Here is a 17,356-nt window from a genome sequence, read left to right on the forward strand (position 1 = left end):
TCCATACATAATGCAGAAAGCAACTCCAGAGATTGAACTGAAACTGCTTTTGTATTTTGCTATCGCATATTTTGCAAGTCGGGAGGCTTTTAGCAATGACCTAAGCAGAGCTTTCGCCAAATTAACGAACTACGGCTATCACACCTATAGCGAACAGGGAATTCAAATCAGCGGTTAAAAACCGCTGCACCCGAAAAGTACAGACCGGATGGAATTTTAAACAACTACCTCAACCCCCATAAAAAAAGCCGTAATCAGTTATTGAGAACCAACTACGGCATTATTCCCTGAAAAATAAGAATCATTACTGACTGCTTCCGCTGACGGGAGATTGGACCATCCCTCTCCCAACAACAGGTCTGAACTGATACTCCCACTTGGAAGAAGGATACTTTTTGAAGAATGTCTTCCACAAGACAATTCCGGCTGTTGTGACCAGTACTCCCGCAAAAGCCAGTCCACCACCCAGTATGACAGCCAATGCTTTTATAAACCCTTCCATATCAGCCCAATCCCCTGTAAGGCCTAATCCGGCAATTACAACATACAGGCCAAAAATGGTGAGACTTCCACCACCGGCAGTTAGTACTCCTCCCGACATTTTCGTAAGCAGCGGTCGAACTTTAATAGCTGAAATCTCTTTGATCCCCAATGTATCTTTACCTACAACCAAAAGGCTTATCCCGTCAATTGAATCGGTGTAAACGGATATTTTACCTGCATGCGTTTTCCCTCCATTATCAATGACTTTGACCTTTTTTCCTTCAGGTATAATTACAATCTTGTCGTGGGTTTTGCTTTTCAATACGAGTTGGTTATTCTGGCCGAAACAAATCACAATCAGGCCAAATGTGGCTATCAGAAATAGTAGAATCGTTTTCATGGCGGCGATGATTAAGATTGTAAGACATAAACTGAAAAAACTCCTTACCCCTTTACCTGAATAACAAATCTGGAAATACAATGGTTGTTATCCGGGATTCATTAAGCCCCAAAATTCGCATTCATTCCAACATTACAGAGTTAAAGCCACATGTATTGCTGTGCTTACAGATCCCCTTTAGTCCTGGTCATAATATATCATTAACCTACAATAAGCATACTATAAAGTAAGATATCACAGTAATGTCACAGTACTATCACAGTGGTAACACAGTATTATTACAGTTTTATATAAGACTGTATTATCTATGTAACAACACTATATCTCCAGCACAAAAGCAATATCTGAATTATGCTTAAGCATAAAGGTGACTATCTTAATGATATATCAACGCCCGGGATAATGACTGAGAATGAGATTAGGTTACGATGAAACTATGCGGAGAGAGAAGCGGAAATGCAATGAGAGAAGTTAACATAAATAGTTGCGCTACTGTACGTATGGAGTTTGCCCAAAAACAAAAAAGCGCCCAACTATCTAGAAGATAACTAGGCGCTTACGCTTTCAAATTGTGGTCCCACTTGGGCTTGAACCAAGGACCCCCTGATTATGAGTCAGATGCTCTGACCAACTGAGCTATAGGACCGATTCAAAGGAAAATCCTTCGAAAGTGATGCAAATGTAATGCAAAGAATTTAATCTACAAAACGGTTTTTGCTTTTCCGTGACAAAAAAACGGACTATCCAGCCCAGCCTTCACGGTCAAGATTCCGGTAGTTAATCGCCTCTCCCACGTGATGTGATAAAACCTTCTCGCTACCTTCCAGATCGGCAATAGTACGCGATACCTTCAGGATGCGGTCGTAAGCACGGGCCGAAAGATTGAGGCGGTTCATCGCATTCTTGAGCAGAGCCATACCGGCTTCGTCGGGCAACGCATAGGTATTCAGCAGCTTGGCACTCATTTGTGCATTGCAATAGACTCCTTCAGTCTCTGCAAATCGCTCTTCCTGTATCTTCCGGGCGTTGATTACCCTTTCCCGGATGTGTTCGCTTGGCTCAGCCGGACGACTGTCGGATATTTTCTCAAAGGGAACAGGAACTATTTCGATGTGAATATCAATGCGGTCGAGCAGCGGCCCGGAGATGCGATTCAGATACTTCTGCACCATCCCCTGCCCACAGACACATTCCTTCTCCGGATGGTTGTAGTATCCACAGGGACAGGGATTCATTGAGGCAATCAGCATGACGCTGGCGGGATATTCCACTGCAAAACGGGCTCGCGAAATGCTGATCTTCCGGTCTTCCAGCGGTTGGCGCATCACCTCCAGCACCTGCCTGTTGAACTCAGGAAGCTCGTCCAGGAAGAGCACTCCGTTATGTGCCAACGAAATCTCTCCCGGTTGGGGAAATGAACCTCCACCCACAAGAGCGGCACTTGATATCGTATGGTGGGGTGAACGGAAGGGACGTTGCGAAAGCAAAGATGTATTCTTGGCAATCTTGCCCGCCACGGAGTGTATCTTGGTAGTTTCCAGCGCCTCCTGTAAGGTTAGCGGTGGAAGGATCGAGGGAAAACGTTTAGCCATCATGGACTTTCCCGCCCCGGGAGGTCCGACCATAATTAAATTATGCCCACCCGCTGCAGCCACCTCCAGAGCACGTTTAACACTCTCCTGCCCTTTTACGTCTTCGAAGTCAAGGTCGAATTTCGCCTGGCTGTTGTAGAAATCTTCCCGGGTATTGACTTCAGTAGGCTCCAGTTCCCGATCACCATTGATAAATTCAATCACTTCGCGGATATTCTCTACGCCATAGACCTTGAGGTTATTGACCACAGCAGCTTCACGGGCATTTTGTTTGGGAACAATGAGACCTTCAAACTTGTCTTCACGGGCCTTGATAGCAATAGGCAAAGCTCCTTTGATGGGTTGAAGTGTACCGTCGAGCGAAAGTTCACCCATCATCATGTAGGATTCCAACTTTTCGGAAGAGATACTACCACCTCCTGCCAGAATCCCAATGGCAATGGGTAAATCATAAGCCGAGCCCTCCTTGCGGATATCTGCCGGAGCCATATTCACCACGACCTGCTGCGACGGAAACTTAAAGCCATTGAAACGAAGCGCCGAAACAATGCGTTCATGGCTCTCCTTTACGGCATTATCGGGCAATCCCACGAGAAAGAATTTGATTCCCTGCGAACAATTGACCTCTATGGTGACTACCAGGGCATTGACGCCCTGAACGGCGGCGGCATACGTTTTGACAAGCATATCGGCAGATTTTTACGGTTACATTTACAAACTTATTAATTTATCCAAAACAACAATGCATTTTCCTTTAAAAAGAGAAATAAAAAAGAGCCACAGAAAAATCTGCGGCTCCCGGATATCTGGATAACAATGATTATTTTTTCGCTACAAGCTCTTCGGCTCTGGAAATGGCCACCTGAATACTGGGGCATATATTCTCATCCCCAATCATTTGCGCCACATCCGATTTTTCAAGGACAGCCCTTACGCGCTCGTTTACACCGGAAAGGATGATTTTAATATGCTCCTTTTTCGAGTTTTTAATCAGGATTTCCAGGTTGTGAAGTCCGGTAGAATCAATAAACGGCACCTTACGCATCCGGATAATCCGGGCTTTGGGCTTATCGCCGATTACCATCATTTGCTCGTCGAATTTATTGGCCACACCGAAGAAGAACGGTCCGTCAATTTCATATACCTCAACGCCAGCCGGAATGGTCAGATTTTCAGCCGCTGCGGTAGGAAAATGAGTATCAGAGAGTTTGATTTCATCAGTCAATACCGAAATAGAACTGGTCTCTGAAACCCGGCGCACAAACATGATAATCGCGAGAATCAGACCCACCTCAATGGCAATAGTCAGGTCAAAAATCACCGTCAGGAAGAAGGTGGTCAACAGTACAGAAATATCGGATTTGGTGGTCTTGAGCAGGGAACGGAAGGTACGCCATTCACTCATATTATAAGAGACGATCACCAGGATACCGGCCAGACATGCCATAGGGATATGTTTGGACAGATTTCCCAGGAAGAGCAGAATCAGCAACAGAATCACGGCATGAATAATACCAGAAACCGGCGTTTTACCGCCATTATTGATGTTGGTCATCGTGCGGGCAATAGCACCGGTTGCAGGAATACCTCCGAAAAACGGCACAATCACATTGGCAACTCCCTGACCTATCAACTCGGTATTGGAATCATGTTTCTCGCCGGTCACACCGTCGGCAACTGTTGCTGAAAGCAGTGACTCAATAGCCCCCAGCATGGCAATGGTAAAGGCCGCCGACATCAGCAGGTTGATTTTATCAAAAGAGAGACCGATGCCCTGCGGTTCGGGAATCTGAGCCTTTATCTGGAAACGGTCACCGATGGTTTCGATGCCGGTGACTCCGAATTTATTTTTCAAGAAATAGGCAACAACGGTCAACAGAATAATCGCAACCAACGAACCCGGAATCTTGGGGGAAATCTTAGGGGTAAGAATAATAATCAGAATAGTTAGAATGCTAATCCCGAGCGCCCAGAGACTGGTCGTATCGAAACATCCGGCATAGGCAATCCACTTTTCAATAAATGAACCCGGCACATGCGCCATTTGCAATCCGAAAAGGTCTTTAATCTGGGTGGTGAAGATGGTAAGTGCGATACCGGAGGTGAATCCGACAATGATGGGATAAGGTATAAAGCGAATGATGGTCCCGATTTTGAAAACGCCCATCAGGATAAGCATTACTCCGGCCATAAAGGTGGCAATAGCTAATCCCTGAATACCGAACTTCTCGACAATACCGTAAACAATTACGATAAAGGCGCCGGTGGGACCGCTGACCTGTACTTTACTTCCCCCAAAGGCCGAAACCAGGAACCCGGCCAGGATCGCCGTTATGATTCCCTTTTCAGGGGTTACTCCGGATGCAATACCGAAAGCGATAGCCAGGGGCAAAGCAACAATACCTACAATTATACCGGACATCAAGTCTTTGAAGAACAGCTCTCTGCTGTAGTTTTTCAGGCTTTCGATGATTACCGGTTGGAATGAAATTTCTTTAAGTCTTCTCATAATCATCAAAAATTTGCCGCAAAAGTACGAATAAACAGTTTACCTCTAAAGAGTTAGCTATGATTATCTGTTTAATTGGAATTCTGTCGCCGGATATCTCAACTGATTTCTAAATAAACACAATACTGAACTATTTACAAACCAATGAAATAAGCCTATTTTATAAGTTATCAGACACCCAATGTTAATGATTCATAAAAATACAATGACTTCGTATAATCTGTAACAGGACTGTAATATAAATACAATCATAATGGTTTATATTTGCATTATACCACTAAACTTGTAGCATATCTTGCAACGAGGCTTATTCATCTATTTAGACTTGACTTTCAGAATAAAATAACCCCATAAATCGAAGACCTATGAAAACTAAAATTAGCTTTAAACAAAAACTAACAGCAATAGCCATTGGATCCTTATTCTCCTTATCAGCTATAGCTCAAACAGTGACTTTTAACGTAACAACGGTTTCTCCAAGCGGAAGCAGCTCGACTCCAAATGTTTTTGCCTGCTGGATTACCGATGCCAATGGAACATTTGTCAAAACCATCAACCGACAAGCTGCAACCCGTATCTCTTACCTTTCCAAATGGATTACGTCAACACCAACCAAGAATGTCACAGACGCAACCACCGGAGCTACAATGAGCATTCACAATGCCTTATATACCAACGGGACAAATACGACATCAACGGGGGCCGTTGTTCGCAAACCCTTTGTCTGGAATTGTAAAAACGTATCCGGAACAGTCGTTGCAGATGGAACCTACTACGTCAATGTGGAATTTGCAGAAGAGGCTTCTGGCGAGAAATACGCACAATATGTTTTCACGAAAGGAACAACGTCACAGAATCTGACTTACACCAATGTAAGCTCATATTTTACCAATGCAACCTTACAATATGCCCCACTTTCCTCCGGTGTAGAACTTGTACAAAACGATCTCAACCTACAGGTGAGCTATCTGAAATCCAGCCAGCAGATTCAGGTAAAGCTGGACAATACGAACAACGATAATCTGTATGTTTCGCTGTATAACAGCAGGGGGGCTCTGATTTTCAAAAAAGCAATCACTAACGTAAACAGTACATTTAGCGCTGCGGGATTTCCCAATGGCGTTTACTTTGTGAAAGTCTCAGATGCGACAGGTACTTCAGCGACCAATAAAATACTTGTCTATTAATCCGTTTAGATAAAAAACAACTTCCAGAATTCAAACCTAACAGGTTTTAAAAACCTGTTAGGTTTATTTTGAGCCACACACTGCATTTCATTTATAAATAAGGACAGTTTGCTCTAAAAACAGCATATCGAATATATTTATATTGCTACTTTTACGTTTTACTTCTCACAGTGCTTTTTACTACCATTTAGGTAGGGAAAAAGCTATTTAAAACGGAAATAAAACGTACACCTCCTCTATGAAGAAACTCATCCATATCCTGACCTCCATTCGGGCCAGCATCGTAATGATGGTCATTTTTGCTGTAGCCATCGGCTATGCCACATTTGTCGAAAACAGTCAGGGCACGCCAACTGCCCGTTCGATGGTTTACAATGCCTTATGGGTAGAAGTTCTGCTTACGCTACTGACTATCAATATGGTGATCGTTATCCACCGTACGAAACTGATTCCTAAAAAGAAATGGGGCGTATTGCTTTTCCATGTCGCTTTTATCTGCATTCTGGCCGGTGCAGCTATCACCCGGTTCTTCGGTTATGAAGGTATCATGCACATCCGCCAGGGAGAGACCAGCAATACCATTGCCACTGACAAGACCGTCGTGACCATTAAGGCGGAATATAACGGGCAAAAGGCGGAGAAAAGCACCGAAGTGGATTTCGGAGAGACGAAAGACAACACCTTTAATGAATCGCTACAGGTAGGTGGAAAAAGCATTGAGGTGGAAAATACCCTCTTTGTGCCCAATGCCCGGGAGATGATAGAGGCAGATACTCAGGGCGAGCCGGCTGTATCGCTCTTTATCATGAGTGGCGCCGAGCAAAGTATGGATGTGACGCTTTTCGGCAATGAGAAAAACGACATCGGCGGAGTAACCTTCGGATTTGAAGGCAAGGATTCGGCAGATGTGTTATTTTCCACAAAAGACAATGTGCTCTATTTCAAGTCGAAAGAGACGATTACCAAGACTGGAACCATGGCTTCCGGTATGATTGACCGCAAGAATGCTGTGCCGGTAACTCCGGGAGAATTGTGTCAGGGTGAAGAAAACACAGTTTATCGGGTAGGTAAAATTGTCTTTATGATCAAAGGATTTATGCCGAAAGCGGCCAAAACATTGACCCAGGCCTCTGCTTCGGAAGGAGAGATGAATATGGACGTTGATGCCCTGACTCTCGCGGTCAAAGAGGGTAACAGCACAAAGAAAATCAATGTTTTCAAGGATGAGAGTGACAAACCGATCTCTTCAAGCTGTCTGATTAACGGGGTAAAAGTGAGTGTATCTTATGGCAAAATGTCCCGCATATTGCCATTTAGTCTTACACTCAGGGCTTTTCAGCTTGACCGCTATCCGGGTTCCATGAGCCCCTCCTCCTACGCCAGCGAAATTACGCTGAAAGATACCGAACGCAAGAGTGTGCGTCCTTACCGTATTTTTATGAATAATATATTGAATTACAGAGGATACCGCTTCTTCCAGTCTTCTTACGATGAAGACGAACAGGGGACCATTCTGTCCGTCAACCACGACTATTGGGGAACGTTCGTGACCTACATCGGGTACCTCATGTTGGTGATTGGAATGGGTATGACGCTTTTCAACAAACGGAGCCGCTTTCAGAAGCTAATCCGGATGGCTGACGAGCTGCAACAGAAGCGCAAAGTGATTACGATCCTTGCTCTATTGATAACCGTCTCAACATTTGCTGCAAATAATTCATCTGTTTCAAAAGCGGAGCACCTGAAAGCATTCAGCCGTTTGCTCGTTCAGGACGGAGCAGAGGGTAGGATTGAACCCATCAGCACCTACTCATCGGACATTTTACGCAAAATCTACAAGAAAAACGCGTATAAAGGACAAAGCCCCGAAGAGGTTTTGCTGGGTATGATTACAAACCCTAAAGACTGGAAAAAAGAACCCATCATCAAGGTCAATCACGACCAGTTGGCCAAAGAGTTGGGAGCCAAAGATGGGCATATCTCCTATAATCAGCTTTTTGACACCAAAACCGGAAGCTACAAACTGAGCGGTATCGTCGATAAGGCTTATATCAAAGACCAATCGAAACGCAACACCTACGAAAAAGAGGTGGTCTATCTGGACGAGCGATTCAACATTTGCAGCCAGATATTTGACGGTTCGCTGCTTGCCCTTTTCCCGGAAAAGAGTGCTACGAATGGAAAATGGAGTGCCGCCAAACAGACCGGAATGACCACTTCAGGTTCTGCAAACGGATGTCCCTATTGTGCCAAAAACAAAACCAGTCACGCCGGCACGGGCTCTGACAACGGCATGAAAATGCCTCCCGCAGATGAAGACATACCATCTGACGCTTCCTCCGAAACTGATGGTGGTATGAATCCTCACATTGGTATGGGCAATATGTCTATGCCAGACCCCTCTATGGGAGCATGTACCCGCAATCAAAAAACACCAATGTCAATGTTTGCAAGCCCAACAGCTCCGGCTCCTGAGAATTCTCCGGAAGGACTGTTGGGAACTTACATAAAAGCCGTAAATGGAGCTGCAAAATCCGGAAACTGGAGGGCAGCTTCAGATGCTTTAGCTAAAATAGAGAAGTATCAGCAGCAAAACAGCAGTATCACATTGCCATCAGCTGCACAGGTGAAAACGGAGATTCTCTACAACGAATGGGATCTCTTTAACAACCTGGCCTATATCTATTTTACAGTCGGTGCCATCCTGCTCGGACTTCACCTGCTCAATATCTTCAAATACAGAAAAGGAGTTCAAAAGGTCCTTGACTTTTCCTACTACCCGTTGGTCGCGCTTTTTGTCGTCTATACTGCGGGAATGGGATTGCGCTGGTACATCTCAGGTCACGCCCCGTGGAGTAATGGCTACGAAAGTATGCTTTTTGTAGGTTGGGCGGCAAGCTTATCCGGGCTGCTCTTTGCCCGCAAATCACCGATGGCCTTCTCCGTTACGGCATTGCTCTCAGCGACGGCTCTGATTGTAGCTGCCATGAGCTGGATGAACCCTGAAATCACAAATCTCGTACCGGTTTTGAAATCTTACTGGCTGGTGGTTCACGTAGCAGTTATCACCTCAAGTTACGGCTTCTTTGCGATGGCGATGTTATTAGGTCTGGTGAATATGATTCTGATGATTGCAAAAAAAGAAAACAATCAGGAAAGGTTGAATGACAATATCAAAGAACTTAGTTACATCATTGAAATGGCAATGATTATCGGACTATTTCTGCTGACTATCGGCAACTTCCTGGGCGCCGTCTGGGCCAACGAATCATGGGGACGTTACTGGGGCTGGGATGCCAAGGAGACCTGGGCACTGGTCAGCATCCTGGTATATGCGGTCATTCTGCATGTACGCATGATTCCGGGAGGAAATCATCCCTATATTTTGAGCGCTTTGTCCGTTATCGGATTCGGCACCGTTATTATGACTTTCCTTGGGGTGAACTATTACCTCTCCGGCATGCACTCTTATGGAAAGGGTACTCCACCGCCCATGCCCGATGCGTTATTCATCTTTGCACTGGCGGTCATTGCCATTATCGTACTGGCATTTATGGCGGAAAGGAAGAATAATTTTCTCTTTGCCAGCAGACCCGTTAACGATAAAGAAATCAAGGAATAAACTCCCTGAAACAGCCACAGATTATAAATCTCAAACATTTTGGAGCATTTGCATCTATCATGATTAATGTTTTTATAAATTTGTTGGGGCATTTCAGGATTCTCCTTACAAGTTTGGACATCAAAACTTTCTTACAGCATGAAGCGTTCTACTCACAGGATTCTGTTGACCTTTTACACGATTATTCCCATCGCGATCTTTGTAACGATAGGATATTACGGTTATGCGTTTTACTCCCTTCCCGAAGCGGAACGCGTAAAGCCCTATCCCGACCCGAATATTCTCTATAACCTGTGGAATCCAAGCGGAATATATGGCCACGGATTGGGAATCGTGGGAACGCTACTGATATTGATTGGTCTCTTTTCCTATATGGCACGAAAACACCTGAAAGTTTTCGCCCGTTGGGGTACTTTAAAATACTGGCTCGATTTCCATATCTTCAGCTGCACGCTGGGGGCAATCATGGTGTTATTTCATACGACCTTTAAGTTTGGCGGGATTATTTCCATCGGCTTCTGGAGCATGGCAGCAGTTTGGGTAAGCGGAGTCATCGGACGATTTATCTATATCGCGATTCCCCGTACGATTGAAGGTCGTGAACTCAGTTTGGTTGAACTGGAAGGGATGCAGGACGAAGTGATTCTGGAACTCAAAAACCGGTATCATTTGGAATTCTCGGAACTGGTTAACTTGCATCATTCGGAAGTAAAAGCCTATCTGTCGGAAAAAGGAATCTCGCAAAAAGACATTCGGAAAGTGAAGCGCATGGTTAAAAGCCAGCACTACCTATCCAACCGGATTAGAAGGCTGAACAAGCTAAATAAAATCTTTCACTACTGGCATGTCATTCACCTGCCTTTTGCATTGATTATGCTGGTCATCATGGTCATTCACGTTGCCATCACCCTTTCACTCGGATACTCTTGGATATTCTGAACTATGAATACATTTATCGAACAAATAGCCATTTACGGGTTTACCTTTCTCCTGATTACAGTCATTTTGCTTATCTACATCATCAAGCAAAAACGGGAATCAAAGGAGGTAGAGGACAAAATCGAGATTGCCAAAGAGGAGGGCTGGCACGAACCAGTCACGCTCTATCCGGTGGTTGACCCGAATCGTTGCCTGAAGAGCGGTGCCTGTATCACGGCTTGTCCCGAAAAGGATATTCTCGGCATCCGCAATGGTAAAGCCACGACCATTAATGCCTCTCTTTGTATTGGGCATGGTGCTTGTGTAAAGGCTTGTCCGGTGGGAGCCATTTCCCTCTATATCGGAACGGAGAAAAGAGGGGTGGATATACCCGAACTCTCCGACAATTTTGAGACAAACGTTCCGGGTATCTTCATCTCCGGCGAACTGGGCGGCATGGGATTAATCAAAAATGCGGTGACCCAGGGTGCCGAAGCGGTGGAATACATTTCTCAGATTATTCAAAAAGACTCTCCGGCTGAATACGACCTGATTGTGGTTGGAGCCGGTCCTGCAGGAATCGGCGCTACCCTGAATGCCAAAAAGAACGGCCTGAAAGTGCTGACATTGGAACAAGATACGTTGGGAGGAACCATTGCTACCTTTCCGCGCTCGAAAATCGTGATGACCTCTCCGATGCAGCTTCCGCTTTATGGAAAAGTTAAGCTGGTGGAAACCACGAAACCTGAACTGATGCACTTGTGGGAAACAGCATTGTCCAAAAACAAACTTTCCATTCAGGAAAATATTAAAGTAGAATCTATTCATCCCGAAAACGGCTATTTCAAAATAACCGCCTCTACGGGAGAAACCTATACCACTCAAAAAGTACTGCTGGCGGTTGGTCGTCGGGGTACTCCGCGTAAGCTCGGCATTCCGGGTGAAATGACCGAAAAGGTAGCTTACCGCCTGCTCGAGCCGGAAGATATTCACGGCAAGAAGATTGTCATAGTGGGTGGTGGCGATTCGGCTGTCGAAAGCGCCCTACTGCTTGCTCCCCAAAACCAGGTAACCCTCTGCTACCGTGGTGAGGCATTTTCCCGTATCAAACAGAAAAATGCCCATAAAATTGCCGATGCGATGGCGAAGGGTAGCGTCAATGTTTTATTCAACACGAATCTCGTTTCTATTGACCCACATAGCGTTTCATACAAAATCGGCGAGTCGGATGAAATCCATCAGCTCGAAAACGACAGGGTCTATATATTTGCCGGTGGCGAGCTTCCCGTCCAGTTCCTTAAGAAGATGGGAATAAGCATGTCCACCAAGCACGGAGAAGTGATTTTAAAACATTGATATAAGCTCTTTATGAAGCAAATAAAAATTCTGTTTGCGTTTATTGTGTCATTGGTATTTGCCATCAGCAGTTATGCTCAAATCTCACCGGGAGAGTTGACGAAAGCGCATGCAAATCTTGAAGGAGTCTCCAACTGTACCAAATGTCATACGATAGGGAAAAAAGTCTCCAGCCAGAAATGTCTCGATTGCCACAAAGAAATCAAAGCCGAACAGGTTGCCCATCACGGATTCCATGCCTCGAATGAGGTCATGTCCAAAGAGTGTGCCTTTTGCCACAAGGAACACCACGGCAAAATGGCCAGCATGACCCGTTTCGACCAAAAGAAATTTGACCACAGCAAAACCGGCTTTACACTCAAAGGAGTACATGCCCGCAAAGAGTGCCGCAATTGCCACAAAGCAGAATTTATCTCTGACCCCAAATACAAGAAGAACCCCAATACCTTCATGGGGCTAAACAGCAAGTGTACCACCTGTCACTTCGATTATCACCAGGGTAAGATGTCGGCAAATTGTGCAACCTGTCACGGATTCGAGAGCTTCAAGAAACCGCATATAACCGGCTTTGACCACAATAAAACCCAATATCCACTTTTGGGAAAACACCAGACGGTCAGCTGTGCGGCTTGTCACAAATCCGAAATGCTGAACGGAAAAAAGATTCAACGCTTTACCAGCCTTCCGTTTGAAAACTGTACCCCGTGCCACAAGGATGCTCATGAAAACAAGTTCGGTCAGGACTGCAAACGCTGTCACTCGGAAGAGTCCTGGCATGCCATCAAAGGCATCTCCTCTTTTGACCATGATAAAACTGCATTTAAACTGGTCGGAAAACACCAACAGGTGGATTGCCGTAAATGCCACAAGACGCAGAACATGACCGACCCTATCAAGCACGACCGATGCTCGGATTGTCATACCGACTACCATAAAGGAGAATTTGCCCGTAACGGTGTTTCACCGGACTGTATCGAATGCCACACCAACAACGGTTTTGAGCAGACGAAGTTCTCCATTGAGCGTCACAACAAACTGAAGTTCAAACTGGAAGGTGCACACATGGCAACACCCTGCATGGCCTGTCATAATAAGCAAGGCCACTGGACTTTCAAACAAACTCCTACCCGATGCGTCGATTGCCACGCCAACGTGCATAAAGGATTTATCGACGATAAGTTTATGGCAAATAACGACTGTTCTTCCTGCCACAATGTGCGCAACTGGGCAGCCGTGAAATTTGACCACAACCGCACGCAGTTCCCGTTGGACGGGGCACATGCAAAAACGAACTGCGCAGCCTGTCATTATGCTAAAAATTCGATGGGCGTCAAAGAGCAGAAGTTCAACACGCTTTCAACCGACTGTCAGGCATGCCACAAGGACAACCACCACGACCAGTTTGCCGTAAATGGAAAAACGGATTGTTCCCGTTGCCACGGAACGGACAAGTGGACAGCGTCCAGATTTGAACACAATACCTCCCGCTTCAAACTGGAAGGAAAACACTCCAATGTGAAGTGCGAGCAATGTCACAAAGAAGTATCCGACTCAAAAGGGAATAAATACGTGCAGTACAAGTTCAAAAGTATTGCCTGTGCTACCTGCCACTCCTGATGTATAAACGATTTCCGAAAAAGAATAACGCATGGTGAAGAAGCTAAAGATGCATAGATTTATAAGCCTTACATTCCTTCTCATATGGGGAATGACTCTCTTTGGGCAAATGGCGAAATCGGCAAAATCCCCGCATGGTAAGGGATTGCACATCGAGTGTAGCGAATGTCACGACCCGAATGGCTGGAAAGTACGGGCGATGACCACCTTTAACCATGACAAACGGACTCATTTCCCACTCAAAGGGCAACACAAAATGCTCGATTGCCGGAAATGCCACCCGACACTGCTCTTTAACGAGGCAAAAAGTGATTGTAATTCGTGTCATACCGACGTACACCAACAGACTGTAGGGAACGATTGTCAACGTTGCCACAACACCAGTTCTTGGCTAGTGACTAACATCAAGCAGATTCACCAGCAGAAGGGCTTTGCATTGGTGGGCGCACATGCTGCTGCAGATTGTCGTCGATGTCATAAGTCAGCTTCTCAATTGCAGTTTGAAAATATGCACACCGACTGCTACGCTTGTCATTATCAGGTGTATGAATCATCGAAAATCACAGAACCTAATATTGTTGACCCAAGCTCTGCAAGAACAGGAACCCACCGTGAATTTGGGTTTAATACAGACTGTTATCGTTGCCACAATATGGTGGGAAGAAGTTGGGCTTACAATGGTAAAGGATTTGAACACGGGTTCTTCCCGCTAAAAGGTGGTCATAATATATCATGTGACCAATGCCACGTATTTGGATTTGGGCCTGAGAATAAGCTAGACCCGGACTGCAAATCATGTCACGAAGGAAAACTATACCAAGCCAAACAAGCTTACCCTGCACACAATACCGCATTTGCCAGCCATCAGTGCAGCGAATGTCATACTTATCTCGGATGGAATATTGTGAAATTCAAAAACCATAAAAACTGGCGGGATAAAAGCAAACACAACGGAAAGGGCTGTCTGGAATGCCACGACAACAACGAAACCTGGAAACCGGATTGCAGAAAGTGCCACAACTTTGACTATTAAGAAAGATGAGAATATTCCTTCTAACAACATTAATCTTTGTCACACTATCGCTTTCTGCGGAAGAGTGGTTAACGGGGTCTGTATCTTTTCTCAGTACTCAGAATGTGTATGTGAAATTCGAAAACACCTCCGGAATTGGTGTGGGTGATACATTGTATGTCAACCAAAAAGGGAAACTAACCGCAGCCATGCTGGTCAAAGAATTTTCTTCCATCTCCTGCGTCTGTACACCGCTTAACCAGCTGTCTCTACCGCTGGCTACTCCAGTATTTGCAAGACCCATTCACAAAAAAGGAATAATTGCAGATAATAACGAAGAGAAGGCAAAAGCATCTGTTGACCTCAACAACAAAGCCATCCAATCTCTGAATGCGGATAACCTGATGAAAGGCAACCGACAAAAAATCGACGGACGACTCTCTTTATCTTCCTATTCCGATATTTCGGATTACGGAAATAACTCTCGCTTCCGGTATAATTTTGCTTTGAATGCCAGTCACATCAATAACTCTAGATTCTCCGGAGAAGCGAATATTGCCGTTTCGCACAACAGCAATGACAGCCTGCCGTTTTCTTCAAACATTTCCCATTACCTGAAGATTTACGCCCTGTCGCTCAAATACGATATTGACTCTACCTCAGCCGCTTCATTCGGACGAAAGATTAATGCCAATATTGCCAATCTCGGGGCAATTGACGGATTGCAATATGAGAAATCAGTCGGTCACTTTGCCTACGGAGCTGTTGTGGGTTCTCGCCCTGACTATTACGATTACGGAGTAAATCCCAACCTGTTGGAATTTGGCGCTTATGCCTCGCATTATTACCAAAAAGGCAGAGGAAGGATGCGTTCTACCCTGGGGTTGTTTAATCAGATGAACAGCTTCAATACTGACCGTCGGTTTGGCTATTTCCAACACAGTAACACTTTGCTGAAGAAGGTCGACTTCTTTGGTTCTGTTGAGTTTGACCTGTATAAACTGGATAAAAACCGACAAGCGACCAATACGTTCGACCTGACCAGCACCTATCTGTCATTGCGATACAATCCGTGGCGAAGACTCTCGCTCTCGATGAGCTACGATGCCCGCAAGAATGTCTATTACTACGAGACATTCAAAAACCGGGTGGATAGTACCATCGACAAAGAAACCCGTCAGGGATTGCGGTTCCAGTTTAATTACCGGCCCTTTCGCTTCTTGTCATGGGGCGGTTCTGCCGGGCTAAATACTCCTCATATTTCAAAAAATGCTTCGACTTACCTCAGTTTCCCTGACTTGCCATGGATTCACGCTTCGTTAATGATTAATGCGACTCTGTTAAAAACCCAGTATCTTGATGGGACTATCTATGGAGCATCTTTGTCACGGGATATCATTCCGGGTAAATTATTCGGCCAACTGGAATACCGGTTAGTTGACTACCAGTTCAATAATTCTCCATCGACTCTGCCTCAGAATATCGGGGAATTTTCTCTCAACTGGCAGGTGGCCAAACGGTTGATGTTTTCCGCTGATTATGAGTTTACGAAAGAGAGCGGACCCAATTATCACCGCATCTTCCTGAACCTGACCCAACGATTTTAATCAGACTCAATTCCGATAAAACCCTATGACTGGATTCTGGTCATAGGGTTTCTTATTTAGAAGAATCATACGCCGAATCTATTTATCCTGATTATAAATTAAGAAGGATTTATTCACGCTTCACTCTTGTCATCTAAAAATAGATGAAAAGAACAAACATTTCCCCGAACGAATTGATTATGAGACTATATTTGTATTTATCCAATCACACCGATAGGATATCACCCTAAGAAACATTCAGTAAATAACCCTTTCGCTAGGACATGATAAAAACATTCCCGATAAAGCAAAAATTATATCTGTTCATTCTGATTTTCATCTTTACTTTTCAGTTCAATTTTGCGCAAACCGTAACTTTCAATGTTTCTCCCGTAGCCTATTATTCCGGCTGGGGTGGCGCCACGCTTTTTGCGGCATGGATTACCGACATCAACGGGAATAACCTCAAAACACTGAATTGTCGTGCCAAGACCTACATCGTTTACCTGAGCAACTGGAGGGCCTCCTTCAACGGTGGTGCCGCTGATGCAACAACCGGAGCAACCTACTCTTCCATTCCGATTTACACTGTGACCTGGAACTGTAACTCCCGCGATGGAATGACAGTCCCTAATGGGAACTACTATTTCAATGTGGAATATTCCCAACAAGGCACCAGTAAGTTTGCTAAATACGCTTTTTCTAAAACAGCAGATTCCCAGACCTATTCGTTTCCTAATTCGACCTACTTTACAAACGTCTCTATTACGTATAATTCCCCGACCTCTGCCGTCGCTGGGACATCAGTAGATGTTCCATTTAACTGCTATGTGATACCCGGAGCAAAGAAACTGATAATTGACTACGACCCGGACGAGCATAGACTGGTAAACGTTTCAATCTATGACACGAAAGGAATGTTACTATCAGCGACCGGACTCAATGTGGGATATGGAAATCTGGAGTATAATCTAGCCACCTTACTGAATGGTATTTATATTGTCAAAATCACCGATAAAAAACATCATACCGAATCCCATAAAGTCATTCTCCGATAATCATCCAAAACCAGCA

Annotated in this window: 12 protein-coding genes and 1 tRNA gene; 9 read left to right on the forward strand and 4 right to left on the reverse strand. The window is 44.9% G+C overall.

What is annotated here, in order from left to right; translation table 11 throughout:
- The first annotated feature begins 10 nt into the window (after positions 1-10).
- Complete coding sequence (locus tag MLE17_RS05025; RefSeq protein WP_243347650.1) at positions 11-178, forward strand: hypothetical protein; 168 nt, start codon at positions 11-13, stop codon at positions 176-178.
- A 126-nt stretch (positions 179-304) separates the two neighbouring features.
- On the opposite strand, the gene MLE17_RS05030 is transcribed toward MLE17_RS05025, so the two are convergent.
- From MLE17_RS05030 to MLE17_RS05045, 4 genes are all read right to left on the reverse strand, one after another.
- Entirely contained in the window at positions 305-883 is a 579-nt protein-coding gene (locus MLE17_RS05030) for a hypothetical protein (protein WP_243347652.1), read from the reverse strand.
- A gap of 572 nt (positions 884-1,455) precedes the next feature.
- Positions 1,456-1,529 (reverse strand) — tRNA-Ile (locus MLE17_RS05035).
- Positions 1,530-1,623: 94 nt separating this feature from the next.
- A complete protein-coding gene (locus MLE17_RS05040; protein ID WP_243347657.1) occupies positions 1,624-3,162 on the reverse strand; it encodes a YifB family Mg chelatase-like AAA ATPase in 1,539 nt (512 codons plus the stop codon).
- Between the two features lie 133 nt (positions 3,163-3,295).
- Positions 3,296-4,984 (reverse strand): SulP family inorganic anion transporter, encoded by a 1,689-nt coding sequence (locus MLE17_RS05045; protein ID WP_243347658.1) that lies wholly within the window; start codon positions 4,982-4,984, stop codon positions 3,296-3,298.
- A gap of 365 nt (positions 4,985-5,349) precedes the next feature.
- On the opposite strand from MLE17_RS05045, the gene MLE17_RS05050 reads away from it, so the two are divergent.
- The 8 genes from MLE17_RS05050 to MLE17_RS05085 all read left to right on the forward strand — a co-directional run bounded on the left by MLE17_RS05050 (position 5,350) and on the right by MLE17_RS05085 (position 17,340).
- Positions 5,350-6,171 (forward strand): T9SS type A sorting domain-containing protein, encoded by an 822-nt coding sequence (locus tag MLE17_RS05050; RefSeq protein WP_243347659.1) that lies wholly within the window; start codon positions 5,350-5,352, stop codon positions 6,169-6,171.
- Positions 6,172-6,409: 238 nt separating this feature from the next.
- Positions 6,410-9,793, forward strand: a complete 3,384-nt coding sequence (gene ccsA, locus MLE17_RS05055; protein ID WP_243347662.1) for a cytochrome c biogenesis protein — start codon at positions 6,410-6,412, stop codon at positions 9,791-9,793.
- 138 nt (positions 9,794-9,931) lie between these two features.
- On the forward strand, positions 9,932-10,732 hold the full coding sequence (locus MLE17_RS05060; protein ID WP_243347666.1) for a hypothetical protein: 801 nt from the start codon (positions 9,932-9,934) through the stop codon (positions 10,730-10,732).
- Between the two features lie 3 nt (positions 10,733-10,735).
- Entirely contained in the window at positions 10,736-12,067 is a 1,332-nt protein-coding gene (locus tag MLE17_RS05065; protein WP_243347668.1) for an NAD(P)-binding domain-containing protein, read from the forward strand.
- 12 nt (positions 12,068-12,079) lie between these two features.
- Positions 12,080-13,684 (forward strand): cytochrome C, encoded by a 1,605-nt coding sequence (locus tag MLE17_RS05070; protein ID WP_243347669.1) that lies wholly within the window; start codon positions 12,080-12,082, stop codon positions 13,682-13,684.
- Between the two features lie 31 nt (positions 13,685-13,715).
- Complete coding sequence (locus MLE17_RS05075; protein ID WP_243347670.1) at positions 13,716-14,717, forward strand: cytochrome c3 family protein; 1,002 nt, start codon at positions 13,716-13,718, stop codon at positions 14,715-14,717.
- Positions 14,718-14,722: 5 nt separating this feature from the next.
- On the forward strand, positions 14,723-16,303 hold the full coding sequence (locus MLE17_RS05080) for a hypothetical protein (protein ID WP_243347672.1): 1,581 nt from the start codon (positions 14,723-14,725) through the stop codon (positions 16,301-16,303).
- Positions 16,304-16,566: 263 nt separating this feature from the next.
- A complete protein-coding gene (locus MLE17_RS05085; protein ID WP_243347673.1) occupies positions 16,567-17,340 on the forward strand; it encodes a T9SS type A sorting domain-containing protein in 774 nt (257 codons plus the stop codon).
- Positions 17,341-17,356 lie beyond the last annotated feature (16 nt).

Origin of the sequence: Parabacteroides sp. FAFU027, from assembly GCF_022808675.1 — a bacterium.
GTDB lineage: Bacteria > Bacteroidota > Bacteroidia > Bacteroidales > UBA7332 > CAXXIC01.

What these genes read in the sequence shown, in the direction of transcription:
- MLE17_RS05075 (WP_243347670.1), top strand. Translation starts at nt 13,716, where the DNA reads ATGGTGAAGAAGCTAAAGATGCATAGATTTATAAGCCTTACATTCCTT.
- ccsA (WP_243347662.1), top strand. Translation starts at nt 6,410, where the DNA reads ATGAAGAAACTCATCCATATCCTGACCTCCATTCGGGCCAGCATCGTA.
- MLE17_RS05030 (WP_243347652.1), bottom strand. Translation starts at nt 883, where the DNA reads ATGAAAACGATTCTACTATTTCTGATAGCCACATTTGGCCTGATTGTG.
- MLE17_RS05065 (WP_243347668.1), top strand. Translation starts at nt 10,736, where the DNA reads ATGAATACATTTATCGAACAAATAGCCATTTACGGGTTTACCTTTCTC.
- MLE17_RS05045 (WP_243347658.1), bottom strand. Translation starts at nt 4,984, where the DNA reads ATGAGAAGACTTAAAGAAATTTCATTCCAACCGGTAATCATCGAAAGC.
- MLE17_RS05025 (WP_243347650.1), top strand. Translation starts at nt 11, where the DNA reads ATGCAGAAAGCAACTCCAGAGATTGAACTGAAACTGCTTTTGTATTTT.
- MLE17_RS05070 (WP_243347669.1), top strand. Translation starts at nt 12,080, where the DNA reads ATGAAGCAAATAAAAATTCTGTTTGCGTTTATTGTGTCATTGGTATTT.
- MLE17_RS05040 (WP_243347657.1), bottom strand. Translation starts at nt 3,162, where the DNA reads ATGCTTGTCAAAACGTATGCCGCCGCCGTTCAGGGCGTCAATGCCCTG.
- MLE17_RS05050 (WP_243347659.1), top strand. Translation starts at nt 5,350, where the DNA reads ATGAAAACTAAAATTAGCTTTAAACAAAAACTAACAGCAATAGCCATT.
- MLE17_RS05060 (WP_243347666.1), top strand. Translation starts at nt 9,932, where the DNA reads ATGAAGCGTTCTACTCACAGGATTCTGTTGACCTTTTACACGATTATT.
- MLE17_RS05085 (WP_243347673.1), top strand. Translation starts at nt 16,567, where the DNA reads ATGATAAAAACATTCCCGATAAAGCAAAAATTATATCTGTTCATTCTG.
- MLE17_RS05080 (WP_243347672.1), top strand. Translation starts at nt 14,723, where the DNA reads ATGAGAATATTCCTTCTAACAACATTAATCTTTGTCACACTATCGCTT.